The sequence below is a fragment of the Roseivivax sp. GX 12232 genome, from assembly GCF_021272185.1.
In the GTDB taxonomy this organism is placed as follows: Bacteria; Pseudomonadota; Alphaproteobacteria; order Rhodobacterales; family Rhodobacteraceae; genus Roseivivax.
Genome location: NZ_JAJSEC010000003.1, coordinates 31,179 through 45,007 on the forward strand (window position 1 = coordinate 31,179; position 13,829 = coordinate 45,007).

General features: G+C 63.1%; 7 protein-coding genes. 4 read left to right on the forward strand and 3 right to left on the reverse strand.

The genetic code is table 11. The features are described from left to right. Positions 1-33: 33 nt before the first annotated feature. From LR948_RS06655 to LR948_RS18985, 3 genes are all read right to left on the reverse strand, one after another. Positions 34-1,608 (reverse strand): ABC transporter substrate-binding protein, encoded by a 1,575-nt coding sequence (locus LR948_RS06655; RefSeq protein ID WP_232753212.1) that lies wholly within the window; start codon positions 1,606-1,608, stop codon positions 34-36. Positions 1,609-1,700: 92 nt separating this feature from the next. Next, positions 1,701-5,555, reverse strand: coding sequence for a hydantoinase B/oxoprolinase family protein (locus LR948_RS06660; protein WP_232753213.1), 3,855 nt, complete (start codon positions 5,553-5,555; stop codon positions 1,701-1,703). A 14-nt stretch (positions 5,556-5,569) separates the two neighbouring features. After that, entirely contained in the window at positions 5,570-6,310 is a 741-nt protein-coding gene (locus tag LR948_RS18985; protein WP_232753214.1) for an IclR family transcriptional regulator, read from the reverse strand. A gap of 1,288 nt (positions 6,311-7,598) precedes the next feature. Between LR948_RS18985 and LR948_RS06670 the strand changes: the two genes are divergently transcribed. The 4 genes from LR948_RS06670 to LR948_RS06685 are packed head-to-tail and all read left to right on the forward strand — an operon-like array spanning position 7,599 to position 13,286. Next, positions 7,599-8,273 (forward strand): hypothetical protein, encoded by a 675-nt coding sequence (locus tag LR948_RS06670; RefSeq protein WP_232753215.1) that lies wholly within the window; start codon positions 7,599-7,601, stop codon positions 8,271-8,273. Then, a complete protein-coding gene (locus tag LR948_RS06675; protein ID WP_232753216.1) occupies positions 8,270-10,489 on the forward strand; it encodes a transposase family protein in 2,220 nt (739 codons plus the stop codon). The genes LR948_RS06670 and LR948_RS06675 overlap by 4 nt, the downstream gene beginning before the upstream one ends. A gap of 2 nt (positions 10,490-10,491) precedes the next feature. Next, a complete protein-coding gene (locus LR948_RS06680; protein ID WP_232753217.1) occupies positions 10,492-11,463 on the forward strand; it encodes a TniB family NTP-binding protein in 972 nt (323 codons plus the stop codon). Continuing rightward, the gene (locus LR948_RS06685; RefSeq protein ID WP_232753218.1) at positions 11,463-13,286 is read left to right on the forward strand and encodes a TniQ family protein; all 1,824 of its coding nucleotides are present in this window, start codon (positions 11,463-11,465) and stop codon (positions 13,284-13,286) included. Before LR948_RS06680 ends, LR948_RS06685 begins: the two co-directional genes overlap by 1 nt. Positions 13,287-13,829: the final 543 nt, after the last annotated feature.

Here is a 13,829-nt window from a genome sequence, read left to right on the forward strand (position 1 = left end):
GGGCGGAGGGAGCAGGCGCCCGGCCCCGGGGGCTCAACCGATCGAGAGCGGCCAGGCCTGAATCGCGTTCGAGGCCACCGGCGTGAACTGGTAGTTCTGCACGCTGTCCCGCAGTCCAATCTTGCGCAGCTCCAGCACGCCGAAGATGTCGGGCGCATCCGCCACCACCTTGCGCTGGAACTCGCCGTAGATCTCGGCACGTTTTTCCGGCTCAATCTCCGTGCGACCGGCCTCGATCAGTGCATCGACCTCGGGGTTGGAATAGACTGCGTTCTGCCAGCCGCCGTTGCGGGAGGAATGATAGGCGGCAAAGGCGATGTTGTCGGGGTCGCCGTAGTTCGCGGTCTGGTAGACCGGGAAGAAGTCGGGGAAGGTCTCCGGCGAGGCGCAGGCCGCCACCATGTCGGGCCATTTCAGCGGCTGGATCTCGAGGTCGATGCCGATCTGCTTTAGGCTGTCGAGCATGATCAGCGCCCAGCGGCGCTGCTGTTCCAGCCCCGAGACATGCACCATGCGCAGCGAGAAGCCGCCATCGGGCCGCTCGGTCTTGGCCATGTATTCGCGCGCCTTGTCGAGATCCATGCGCGGCACCTCGAGCGCGGGATCATGGCCAAGAATGCCGGTCGGCAAAGGCCCGGTCATCAAGTCGGCGAACCCGGCGCTGTCGCGGATCGCCTCGTAGTTCACTGCGTGTACGATCGCCTTGCGCAGGTTGATGTCGGCAAGCGGCCCGTGCTCGGTGTTCATCTTGATCGAGAAAGTGCGGTATTCCGGCTCCATCACGCGGACCACGCCGGGTGCGTCGGCAAGCGACTCCATGTCCTCGCTGGTCAGGTCAACGGCGATATGCGCCTCGCCCCGCTGCAGCATCAGCCGTTGGGTCGCGGTTTCGCGGACGATCTGCCAGATCACGCCGTCAAGGTTGCCGCCGCCCTCCTGCCAAGAGGTCTCGGCGCGGCCCAGGTGATAGAGCGTGCCGACCTGGTAACGCGCGACCTGGAAGGGACCGGAGCCGGCGGTGTTGGTCAAGAGCCAGCTCTGGCCCATGTCGTCGCCGAGGTTGGCCTCGACCGCGGCTTTTTCCACCACGAAAATCCAGGGCAGCACCTGTAGGAAGGCGGCAAAGGGTTTCGCCAGCTGGAACTCCACCGTCCGGGCGTCCGGCGCGGTGATGCCTTCGGGCGTGACCACGCCGCGGATCATCCAGGAATTGCCCTTGGCGAGCTCCAGAGCGCGCTGGAACGAATAGATCACATCCTCGGAGGTCACCGAGTTTCCGCTGTGGAAGGTGGCCGCGGGGTTCAGGTTGAAGCGATAGGTCAAACCGTCGTCGCTGACGTCCCAGCTTTCGGCCAGTGCCGGTCGCGGCTCCGGCGGGCTGCCTTCGACGCGGACCAGCGGGTCATAGACGTTGCGCATGAAGAAGGACGCAGAATAGCCGGTGGCAGTATGCGGGTCGAAGTTGGGGATATCCTGACCCGAGGCGACCACGAGGATGTTGCGGCCGGACTGTGCGAAAAGCTGGCTTGGCAGGCTTGCCGTGGCGAGACCGGCGCCAGCCATGGCGAGCAGGCCGCGGCGCGAGAGGTGGAAAGAAGAGGACGTCATCGGTGTACTCCTTGCTGGAAGGTTTTGCTTTTGTTGTCTTTCTTACTTGTGTGTCTTGTTGCCGCGGCGGGGGGGCGCCGCGGCAGATTGGATCAGGCCCATGCCGTGCTGGGTTGCGGTTCGGCCTCCTTGCCGCCGGGCACTGCGTGGTTCTGGTAGAACCGCGCCGCATGCTCCGGTGTCACGAAGCCCAGCGCGAGATCGCGGGCCACCGCTGCCGGGTCGCGCGCGTCGGGGTTTCCAAAGCCCGCGCCGCCGCCCAGAACCAGTTCGACGATCTGGTCGGTGTCGGTGAGCGAGACCAGCGCACCCGTGCCACAGTCGCGCAGCAGGTGGCCGTTGGCGTCATGCACCAGCCCGCGCGCGCCGCCGCCGGCATGCCCGCCGAACAGCCCGGGGATCGGGTTGTCGACGCCCTCGGGATAGACCGAGACAAGCATTTCCTGCCCGTCGTTCGCGCGCTTGCGGAAGCGCACCACCTGGCCGACGCCACCGCGGGCCTTGCCGGCGCCGCCGCTGTCGGCGAGGAAGGATTTTTCAAGCACCAGCACGGGCACCCGGCTTTCCATCAGCTCGATCGAGGTGTTCGCCGCCGAGGTTGGCCAGAGCAAAGCCGACTGGCCGTCCTTGCGCTCGGAACCGCCTTGCCCGCCGCCGCAGAACAACATGTCTGAGTAGAACTGCCCGTCGCTGTCCTGCCCGTAGATATTGGCCGCCACCGCAAGGCCGGTGAAGCTCTGCACCTTGTCCGGTGCCGCTTTGGAGAGCGCCGCGAAGATGTTCGGTGCGAGATACCACCCGGTGCGGGTCCGAAGGTTAACAGCCGCCGGGTAGGTCGGGTTGAGGATCGAGCCTTCCGGCGCCTTGACCTCGAAGGGCCGGTAGCAGCCCGCATTGCCGCGCACCGTGGGCGTCAGCATGCACTTCAGCGGATAGGTGGCATGCGCTGCGGTGTAGTTCAGCGTGGAGTTCAATCCTCCTTGGGGAAGCTGCGGCGGCGCGCCGTCGAAATCAACGGTGATCGCATCGTCCTTGACCTCGACCAGAACCGGGTAGGTGATGGTCTCGCCCAGCGGGTTGTTGGTGATCGTCGCGCGGTATTCGCCATCGGGCATCGCCCGGATGGCATCCCGCATCGCCTTTTCCGACAGGCCCTGGCAGACCTCGGCCAGCGCGCCGAGATCATGCATCCCGTAGTCCCGCATGAAGGCGTCGAGGCGTTCGGTGCCCAGCTTGTTGGCCGCGACAAAGGAGAAGATGTCGCCCAGTACCTGCTCGCCGTTGCGCACGTTCTGCCGGATCAGCCCAATCAGCGTCTCATTGGCGTTGCCTCCGTCGAAAAGCTTCATAGGCGGGATTTGCAGGCCTTCCTCGTAGATCTCCCGGGCATGCAGAGAGTCCTTGGTGCCGCCGATATCCGACACATGGCCGACTGTGCCCATCATCCCGACCAGCCGCCCGTCGCGGAAGGCCGGAGTGACGATTGCAATGTCGAACAGGTGACCTGCGCAGAGCCAGGGATCATTGGTGATCAGCACGTCGCCCGGTTTCAGCGTCTCGGCCGGAAACTCCTTGAGCAGGGCCTTCACGGCGCGCGGCAGAGTCAGGTTGAAGACCGGCATCGCACGCGGGCTGTGGGCCAGAGTCTCGCCGTTGGGGTCGAGCAGTTCGCAGGCGAAATCCTGCGCCTCGGCGATCACCAGCGAAAAGGCGGTGCGGCATACCGTCAGCCACATCTCTTCGGCCACGTTGACCAGCCGCGACCACATGATCTCCAGGCCGATCGGGTCCTGCTGGATGCGGGCCACCGCCTCGGCGCGGGTCATCTCTGGTGTGACGATTGCCTCGGCCGGCTTGATTGCACCAAGGCTGACGCAGAGGTTCAGGCCAGCGTCGATCGTCACGCTGTCCGCGGGTCCGATCACCGTGGTCGACTCGCGCTCCTCAATGATCGCCGGGCCCTCGATTTCGTCTCCGGGACGCAGTGCGTAGCGGTCGTAGACGGCAGTCTCAAACTCGCCCTCTTCGAACCAGCACTGCCTCGTGCCCTTGATGCGGTCGGCGTTTTCGGCACCGCCGGCGGCGCCAGTCAGCGCCGGTCTCGGTGTCGGACCTGCGACGCGGACGCGGAAGTTCACGGCTTCGAAACTCGCGCCGTCGAATGGGGCTGCGTAGCGTGCGGAATAGGCCTTCACGAAGGCCTCGCGGATCGCATCGAGGTCGGCCTCGCCAATCTCGCCCTCGGGCAGAGGCACCGAGATGTCGTGCATTTGCCCGACCAAGCGCATATCGGCGCTGCGTTCGATCACCGCGTTGTCACGCGTGGTGCCGGCGCGTTCAAGGTGGCCGAGGCCTTCCTCTTCCAGCTCGGCCAGGACCTTATTCACGGTCGCTGCATCGAAGCCCGGCGCCAGCTCAACGCGCAGCGATTTCACGTCTTCGAATGACAGGGGTGCCGCGAGGAAGCCCAGCGCCGAGGCCGCACCCGAAGCCGGCGGGATCAGCACCGACTGCACGCCCATGACGCGGGCTACGTCGACTGCATGTGCCGGGCCGGCACCGCCGAAACCCACCATGGCATAGTCGCGCGGGTCTTTTCCGCGTTCGACAAGGTGCACCCGTGCGGCGGCGGCCATGCTCTCGACCACCACCTTGTGAATGCCGAGCGCTGCCTCTTCGACGCCGAGACCCAGTGGCTCGGCGACACGTGTCATCGCCGCGCGTGCGGCCTCAAGATCAAGCGACATACGGCCGCCGAGGAAGAACCCTGGGTCGTAATAGCCCAGCACGAGGTTGGCGTCAGTCACCGTGGGTTCGCTGCCGCCAAGGCCGTAGCAGGCCGGGCCGGGATCAGAGCTGGCCGAATGCGGGCCGACCTTCAGAAGACCCACCTCGTCGATTGCGGCGATCGAACCGCCGCCGGCGCCGATCTCGATCATCTCGATCACCGGCGCCTTGATCGGCAAGCCGGATCCCTTGGTGAAGCGGTGCACCCGCGCCGCCTCCATCATCGGAGCGACCTCGGCGCGGCCGTCTTCGATCATGCAAGCCTTTGCGGTAGTGCCCCCCATGTCGAAGGAGATCACGTCCTTTAGGCCCGCGCCCTCGGCAAAGAGCGCGGTGGCCAGTCCGCCACCCGCAGGGCCGCTTTCCAGCAGGCGGATGGGGAAATCGCGCGCTGTCTCTACCGAGACCAGGCCTCCGGCGGAATGCATCAACCGCAGCGGCCCGGCAAAGCCTTGGCCGCGCAGCGCGTTCTCCAGCTTGGTCAGGTAGCGGTGCATCAGCGGTTGTACGAAGGCATTGGCGCAGGTGGTCACCGCACGCTGGTATTCACCCATCTCGGCGACCACGTCGCTCGACACCGAGACCGAGATGGTGGGGCAGCATTCGCGGATGATCTCCGCGGCGCGTTGCTCGTGCGCCGAATTTGCATAGGCGTGCATGAAGACTACGGCCACCGCCTCGCAGCCCTGAGCTTCAAGCGCGCGGGCCGCACGGCGCACGGCGTCCTCGTCCAGCGCGGTCTCGATCTCGCCCTTGGCAGTGATGCGTTCGTCGACCTCGAGCCGGAGGTCGCGGCTGACCATGGGATCTGGGAAGGAGACGAAGAGATCGTAGATGTCGTATCGCTGCTCGGTGCCCATCTCGAGGATGTCGCGGAAGCCGCGGGTGGTGATCAGCCCGACCGGCGCGCCCTTGCGCTCGATCACCGCGTTGGTGACCAACGTGGTGCCATGAACGATCTCCGACACATCGGCGTGCGAGATATCCTGCAACGCCAACAGCTCCTCGAGCCCTTTTAACGCCGCCTCGGACGGATCGTGGGGCGTGGTCAGCCGCTTGTGCAGCGTGACCGAGGCATTCTGTCCGTCGTAGAGCACGAAGTCAGTGAAGGTGCCGCCGATGTCGAAGCCGACGCGCCAGCGCGAAGCGGAGATGGTCATGGGGTCGTTCCTTTCTATGAAGTCCGGGGCGCGACGAAGCCGCTGTCGCCCAAGTCCTTGGCTGCGCGGGTCGCGCCTTCGGCCAGCGCTGCGATCATTTCGTTGCGGCCGTCGCGATCGATGACGGCGTGGGGGTAGACGATGCAGAGGCTTACGGCCTCATCGGTCTGTGGGTCGGCCAAAGCCAGCGCGATGGCATCGACGCCGCGGGTGGCTTCCTGTTCCGAATAGGCGAAGCCGCATTCACGTACCTGGGCCAGCTTGGGCAGCAGTGCGTCGAGGTCAGGGTCGCCTTGGTAAAGGTCGCGGACTTCGTCATCCGAAATGCGAGCCAGCAATGAGCGGCCCGTGGCAGAGTTCTTGGCTTCCAGACGGCGACCGACGGCCCCCATCACCCGCAGGACGTTGCTGCCTGGGAAATCCGCGACGCCGGTGACTTCGCGCCCCTCGCGAAGCGAAACATAGCCAGTGTGGCCGAAGGTGCGTGAGACTTCGGCCACGATATCGCTGGCGCGGCCGATCAGGCTGGAGGAGTGGCGGAAGGCGGACGCGAGATCGAGCATCAGCTTGCCCGGACGATGCCGGCGCGTGTCGCCGATCGTCTCCACCATCCCGGCATCGCGCATCGACTTGAGCAGCCGGGAGGCATTCGCCTTCGGCATGTCCAGCATGTCCGACACCTCGGTGACGGTGACATTCTCACATCCCGATCCGAAGAGCCGCAAAACGTTGGCTGCGTTCTGGAGGATTGTCACTGCGTCTGTCCTTCCGATTTATGCAACACTTGTTCCATAAAGCGGAACTACACGCATCGAGCCGATTCTGTCAACACAGAACTCCGGACGCAGGGACGCCATTCGGCTCTGCAAAAGCGCGGCATGCAGAATTGTCCTTTGTCGGTTGTTGCAGAGACCGGCCCGTGACTCGCTTGACCTGCCATGGATCCACCTACGGTCGGCCGGCCTCAGGCGGCGGCAGACGTGACGCTGGAGTAGGTAGCTTGGCCGCAAGGGTCAGTGGCCTGCCTGGGTCGGCTTCGGCGACGGGTCCGAGGTCGCCGCCATGGTCGCGGGCTCCACCTCGCGTGCGACTGCAAGTCGTGCGCGCGGTCATGGCTTTCCTCGCCACCTGAGCCACCGCGGTCTTTCTCAAACTGCACCGCTTCCCGGGAAAGGACCTCATCCAGTGAGGCTCCACCTGGATGCTGTTGCACGGCGAGCCGCGCTGGGTGCCAAGGATCTGGTTGTTCGTAGATTACCTTTGCGACGCGCTCTTCGTACGGCGCGCGGCCTTCCTCGGATGATCGCGCTCACCGTTTGATCTGACGGGACGGATGCGGCCTCCCGCGGCTGGTGGGTTGCATGCGCAGGCCGCGCGCCAGCGAGAGATTCGGCGATTTCGCCGCGATCGAATCCGGCTTACGGGGAGTCGAACCTTTGTCCTTGGATTCACATCCGGGCGGTCTGTGACAAAAATATCGCTCGATGTTTTGTGGATCGGCGACGGATCAGGAATGGTTCTGGACCCGGCTGTGGATACTTGAAGAGCTTGTCGCAGTCGAACCCGGGCTGGCCTTCTGTAAGGTTTTATGAATCAGATACTTAGGATGGGTAGCCTGTCTCTCTGGGATTGATTTTCCTGGTCCGGAAAAGATTTCTGCAGATTTTTTTCGGCCAAAATCGGCAGTTGTTTGGCCATCTGAGTTCGGGGAACTCTCTGCCTCAAGCGAAGGCTGCCGGGCGGATCACACGCCTCACAAACCGGATTTTTCTTCGCGAAACAGGCGTCCAGCCAACCTCGAATGCGACAGAGCTGAGGTGCGACGGGCGGTAGCGAGACAGAGGCCACAAGGAGGCAGACAAACACTAACGCGCCGGGGCCAAGGCACCGGCACACGCAGGCCCAACAAACCACGCGCCTGCGCAAGGAGCTCGATTACGACACGCGGCTCCAAAATCGCAACCAGAAATCGGTGCCGCCGCCTACGGGCAGCGTCGGAGTGCTTTCCGGCGAGCGGTACCCCTATGCCAAAGGAGAAAAGGCATGATGAGGACAACAGATGGCGGCGTCACGATGCCGGAGCGCGTGGAGGCCGCACGGAAGACGGCCGTCGGTGCTCGGGAGCATGCAACGGGTCAGGTAACGATGGACCCCGATGAGGGCTACACGGTGGGCTTGGACAGCAACACCGAAATGAAGTGGATGCTGGTGCTTCTGGCCCGCCCAAATGTCGCTGGGCTCGAAAGTCAGGTGCTCTTCGAGTGGCTTCAACCGGACGGGAAGGTGGGCAAGCACTTCTTCGATTTCCGCGTCGTCATGAACGACGGCATGCGCGTCGCGATCATGGTGAAGTCGGAAGATCGCCGCAACCAGCCAAAGGTTCAGAACGAGCTTGCAGACGTTGCGACTCGGGTGCCTCGGGGTTTTGCTGATCGAGTCTTGGTGGTGACCGAACGCGACCTCGATCCAGTGGAATATTTCAATGCCGAGATGATGCACGAGATGCGTCGTCCCGATCTCGATGCGGACGCCGCAGCGCGGAGGCTTCTTTTCGAGATCGTGGGGGCTGTCCGTGTCCAGGATCTGGTCGATGCCATCGGACTCGGTGCACGCGGCTTCCGGGCCGTGGTCCGCCTCCTCCGCTCTCACGAACTCGAACTCACACTCAACGTGCGCATCACGCACGAAGCATATGTCCGCCGGAGGACGTCCAAATGATCGCCGCCAAACCCAGCCCCGTTCAGCCCAAATTCTCCTTCTCGGTATACGATGGCATCACCATCGGAGGGCAGCCTTTCCGCTATTTCGAGACCCGCAAAGAAGGCCACATGTTCGTCAAGATGACCGGCGAGGGCGTGCCTCAGGTCATGACCAATGCCGAGATCAGCCGCTACCTTACGGTCGGAAACTTCAAGTGCATCCCGAACGAACACCAGCCGGAGCATCTGCGTGCGCGTGCTCTGCCGGATGGGGAACTGCTTTCCCTCCGGGACACAAAGGCTCACAAGAAAGCGGCCATGCGTCTGGCCGTGGTCCGCGCGTTCCGTGAACTCCTGGACGACGAGACCAATAATATCACCCGGACCGCGACATCGATCAGGCCACATCTTCGGGCCATCAGGTTTCGTGCTGGCGAGATTCTCGAAGAAGGCGAGCCCGACGGAGAAGAAGACACTTTCGCCGTGCCGAAACAGCTCGGCGTGAAGACGGTTCTCGACTGGGAGCGCAAGGAGCGGCGGTTCGGGCTGGCGGGCCTCTACGACCGGATTTCCGAGCGCGGCAACCGCGACCGTCGTATGACGGCCGATGAACTCATGATCATGGGCAAGGTCGTGGGCAAGTATCTCGACGATCAGCGTCCATCGCAGGAGATCATCTTCGGTGAGGTCAAAACCGCTTTCAGCGATGAGAACAAGCGGCGCCGGGCGGAGGGCAAACCGGAAATCGTCTGCCCATCCCGTGAGACAGTGCGGCAGGCAATCCGGAAGCTCGATCCCTTCGATATCACTCTGACCCGGAAGGGGCGCGAGGCAGCAAACCGGCAGTTCGCTCCGGTCGGTATGGGGCTGGACATCACCCGCCCGATGCAGCGTGTGGAGTTCGACGAGTGGGAGGCCGACGCCATCACTCTGATGGCCGAAGGTGGGCTGTTCCATCACCTGACGGACGAGGAAAAGAAGGCTCTCGGGCTGGATAAGAAGAAGGCGCGGTGGTGGATCACCGTGGCCATCTGCTGTGCAACGCGCTGCATCGTCGGGCTGGTTGTTTCCAGGCAGCCCAATTCACAGAGCGCGCTTCGGGTCATCGAGATGATGATGCGCGACAAGGGTGTGTGGGGAGATGCCTGCGGCGCTCTCACGCCCTGGAACCAGTTCGGCTGGCCGTCGGTCATCGTGACCGACTGCGCGAGCTACAACATCTCGAGCCTTGTCCAGGCACGCGTGTCCGATCTCGGCATCACACTGCAGTATTGCGCTGCTGCAAATCCGGAAGCCAAAGGCACGATCGAGCGCGTGTTCGGCACTTTCGCGACCCAACTCATGCCCCGGCTTAGCGGGCGGACCTTCAGCAACATCGTCGAGCGTGGCGACTACGATTCGGTGAAACGTGCCGCCCTGAATCCGGAGGAGTTCTGCTCGGTCCTGGTTCGCTACATCGTCGATGTCTATCACCGAACACCGCATAGGGGGCTAAATGGGGAAACTCCGCTCGACTGCTGGAACCGGCTGGTTGAGAAATTCGGTGTCCAGCCGCCCCCCGATCTCGGGCGCCGGCGCCTGATTTTTGGCAACGAGCGGGAACGCACTGTCACCCGGCAGGGAATCACCATCATGGGAGTTCGGTATCACTCGGAAGTCCTCGCACGCTTCATGACCAGGGCGCAGCAGCGCAAGGTCGTGATCCGGTGGTATCCTGAGGACATCGGCGCCGTCTGGGCCGAGCTGAATGGGCGCTGGTTCGAGATCCCCGCCGTGTTCGATCGGTATCAGGGTGTCTCCGCCCAGGAGTGGGTGGATGCCGCGGCCGAAATCCGGGCCCAAAACGCCCGCAACGCCGAGGTCAACTTCGCGGTCGTCCGCCAGGCGCTTGACTACATCAAGGAAACCAACAGCGCCGCCATGACCCGTGTCGGGCTCATCATGGAGGACTGGTCCGAGAAGCGCATCGACTACGAGGAAGACCGCCTGTTCATCGGGTTCAACACCTCGGAGACGGAGCCTGAGAACCCCTATGATGGGGACCGGGATGAATGGGGGACCCGCCTTGCCACGGGCGTTTCCACTCCCTTAGGCGAGCCCGCCGATGAAATTTACTCCAGCGCGGAAGATTCTGCTTCCGGCAATTTCGGCCCGATCCATTTTCCCGATCATCAGCCTGGCGATGGTGCCGATGCGACTGATGACGGCGACGACTGGATCCTGGAGGACGAGTGACCATGAACGCAGCAGACCTCAACTTCAACGCGAAACTTGCAGCCGTGGACCGGCTGCAAGACAAGTACCTCGCGACCCCGCGGGACGCTCAGCTCCGGAGCTACCTGGACCGGCTGCTGCAGCGCGATGATCAGGGCAACCCGCTTCCTAAGGCCCGGCTTTTCAACAAGGCGGGTGATGCACGAGGCATCGCGGTCGTGGAGCCCGCTGGCGGAGGCAAGACCTCGCTGGTCCTTCATGGTCTCAAGACCCATCCGGCCCTGCAACCGCGCGATGCGGCGCATCAGCCGTGGGTCGGGGTCCGGGTCCCGAGCCCGCCCACCGCCAAGAATCTCGGGCTCGAGATTCTCAAGGCCAGTGGGTATCCTGCGGTCTCGCGCCGGTCCGTGACCGAATACGACATCACGCAAAAGGTGCGTGATCATTTCAAACTGAGGGGCACGGCTGTCCTGTGGATCGACGAGGCGCATGATCTATTCGGGGCTGGGAGCCAGCATAAGGTCGACGTTTCACTGAAGATTCTCCGTAATCTGATGCAGGGGGAGGATGCGGTCAGTGTCGTTCTGAGTGGCATCGAGAGCCTTTGGCAGATTGCGTCCTGCGATGCCCAGGTCACCCGCCGCTATTGGCGGCTGCCGCTCGCTGAGGTCTCGCCGCATTCCGACCGCAAGGCGCTCCTCAAGGTCATTGCCAATTTCTGCGATGCCGCCGGCATGCGGCCGCCCGTGGACGCGGATCTTGTGGATAGGCTCGTCCACGCGAGCCGGAACCGTTTCGGCCGTTGTATCGAGAATATCCTCGCGGCACTCGAGGCGGCGGCCTCGGACGATGCCGATGAATTGATGATCAACCACTTCGCCGAGAGCTGGGGCATGCAGGAAGGCTGCGGCATGGGCCAGAACGTCTTCCTTGCCCGTCACTGGGCCAAGATCGATCTGGGTGAGGCCCAACTGAACTGGGAGGGCGCGCCCTGATGCTCGCGCCCCACACCCCCTTCGACCCGCAGGAGAGCCCTCTGTCTTATGCGGCGCGTCTCGCCGGGGTTCACGCTAATGATCGCCTGGTTCCTTTCCTTCGCGATGTCGAAATTGAGCCTGAAGATATGGCTGCCAACAAAGAGGAGGCGCTCAGCCGTCTGGCCGAGCTTTCTGACGTCCCGCTTGGGGACTTGCGCGCCAATGCTCCGGTCCCGCTCGGGGAGCGGACCTACGATCTTCGCGGTGAGCTGGTCAGCGCAGAGTTCCTGGCTAACCCGTACACCGTCTTCTGTCCGGCGTGCTTGGCAGAGGATGATCGGACGGGCGGGCGTCGCGGTCGCTGGGAATGGGCGCTGTCGGTCGTGCGGACGTGCTCGCGCCATGGCATTCCGCTGCTGCGTCAGGCCAAGGGCCCCTGGGATGACGTATTCCATGAGCTCGAATACGTCGTGCCAGAGCGTGGCGAAGACCTTCAGGCCTTGATCGAGGAGGCCGAGCCGCGCGAGTCCTCGCCGCATCAGGAATACGTCATCCGCCGTCTCAATGGGGAAGCTGGTCCCCAATGGCTGGATGCGCAGTCGCTGGAGCAGGCGGTCCGGGCGACGGAGCTTCTGGGGGTTCTGGTCGAACACGGACCGGATCAGCTCTTGCCAGAGCTGACACCGGAAGATTGGGATCACGCCGGTCGTATCGGTTACGGGTTCACGTCCCGCGGCGAGGAAGGGATCCGGGAGGCGCTGGTGGCGCAATTCCAGAAATTTGACGACGCGTCGGGCACGCCAGGAGCCCGCAAGATCTTCAGGTGCCTCTACGAAGCCTTGGCATACTCAAAGTCGCACAAGGAGCCGGGCGACATTGCGCGCATCCTTCGCGGGGTCATCACCGAGGACATTGCCATGCCGGCCGGTGCCAAGGTGTTGGGGATCAATCTCGCAGAGCGTCGCCTGCACACCGTCGCGTCACTGGCAAAGGAGCAAAACCTCGACCCCAGGACGCTACGCGATTTGCTGATTGTGACAGGGCTGATACCCGAAAAGGCACCCGCACACTATCCGATCCCGGTTCAAATGGGACGTGAGGTCGCCAGTCGCGTGAAGCGGATGGTGACGGTCATCTCGTTGCCCGATGCGTTGGCTTGTACGTGTCCCTTGGTGGATCAGCTTTTTGATGACCGGCTGCTCACACCCATCTTTTATGGGAGGCCGGGAATTCGGGGCCGCACCCAGAAAGGTGTCGATAGCGAAGAGATTGTCAAGCTGGTTGGCAAGCTGCACGCGACGGCGGTCAAACTGGATTCCGAAATTGGCTGGCTGGTGCCGGTATCGAAAGCCGCTGAAAAGGCCAAGGTGGCGGCGGTCACCGTAGTGCACATGATCCTCGGCAGCTTCCTCGAGCGCGTCTTTCGCCTGGCAGGTCAGGATGGGATCGCCGCGCTTCGTGTCGATCCGGCGGAAGTCAAGCGGCAGCGGGCATTCTGCACGGTGGGGCTTTCGACCTTGGAAGCGTTCGGTTCTTTGAAGATCTCGCCGAACATCCTCTGGCGTCTGGTGGATCGGTGCCCGGAAGAGGTGAGCCTTTCCGTCAAGTGGATCGTTGGCAATGATGCGGAACACAGGATTCCGCGGTTCGATCCGACGGTCGTGGCGGACTTCAAAGACCGGTTCGCCCATCCTGCTCGGATAGCCGAGCAGCATGGTCTCGAGGTCGGTAAGGTGGTTAGTCGGTTGAAACGACGGGGAGTTCGACCTGCGCTGACAAAAGGTGAAGTCGGTGAAGATTTCTACCGGATCCGCGATCTGAAGACGGATTTGTTCACTTAACATAAGGGGCTCTATCGGCCCGCTATCATGTCGATTTTGGAAGGCCGCCCTTGTGGGCGGTCTTCTTTTTGTTTGGTGCTCGGGTTTGAATACTCCCCGGCCGTCCAGTTCCGGCCACGAAGTATAGGCTGCAGCAATGCCCGAGAATTGGCGTCTTATGCGTGTCGAAAATGGACGTCATAAGCTTGGAGAATGGACAAGTCCGTGGCCGCATTCTGATGTGGTTCTAATGAAATCAGTGGCTTAGGATTTTGCGGTGGCCAAGTAATGCTTGCCGCGACAGTTGGTCCGACATCCCCTTCGCGGCCACTGGCGGGCCTGACATGGCCCTTTGAGAGCTAATTCGCGGCGATCACGCAAAAAACGCGTGGTCGCCGCGTTTCGTTTTGAGTGGTCTGGTCGGAGGTTCGGGGGTCTTGGACGGAAGGTAGATTCACGTTCCGGCCGCCGAGAGATGGGCAACATCTCCAGCGGTTGGATCATTCGCGCGGGCATCTGAACCTTGGGAGAGCGCGAGCGCCCCGAAAAGGCGTCACGCAGGCC

Excerpts from the sequence above, each read along its gene's own strand:
- LR948_RS06655 (WP_232753212.1), bottom strand. The coding sequence starts at position 1,608 with ATGACGTCCTCTTCTTTCCACCTCTCGCGCCGCGGCCTGCTCGCCATG.
- LR948_RS06660 (WP_232753213.1), bottom strand. The coding sequence starts at position 5,555 with ATGACCATCTCCGCTTCGCGCTGGCGCGTCGGCTTCGACATCGGCGGC.
- LR948_RS06670 (WP_232753215.1), top strand. The coding sequence starts at position 7,599 with ATGATGAGGACAACAGATGGCGGCGTCACGATGCCGGAGCGCGTGGAG.
- LR948_RS06675 (WP_232753216.1), top strand. The coding sequence starts at position 8,270 with ATGATCGCCGCCAAACCCAGCCCCGTTCAGCCCAAATTCTCCTTCTCG.
- LR948_RS06680 (WP_232753217.1), top strand. The coding sequence starts at position 10,492 with ATGAACGCAGCAGACCTCAACTTCAACGCGAAACTTGCAGCCGTGGAC.
- LR948_RS06685 (WP_232753218.1), top strand. The coding sequence starts at position 11,463 with ATGCTCGCGCCCCACACCCCCTTCGACCCGCAGGAGAGCCCTCTGTCT.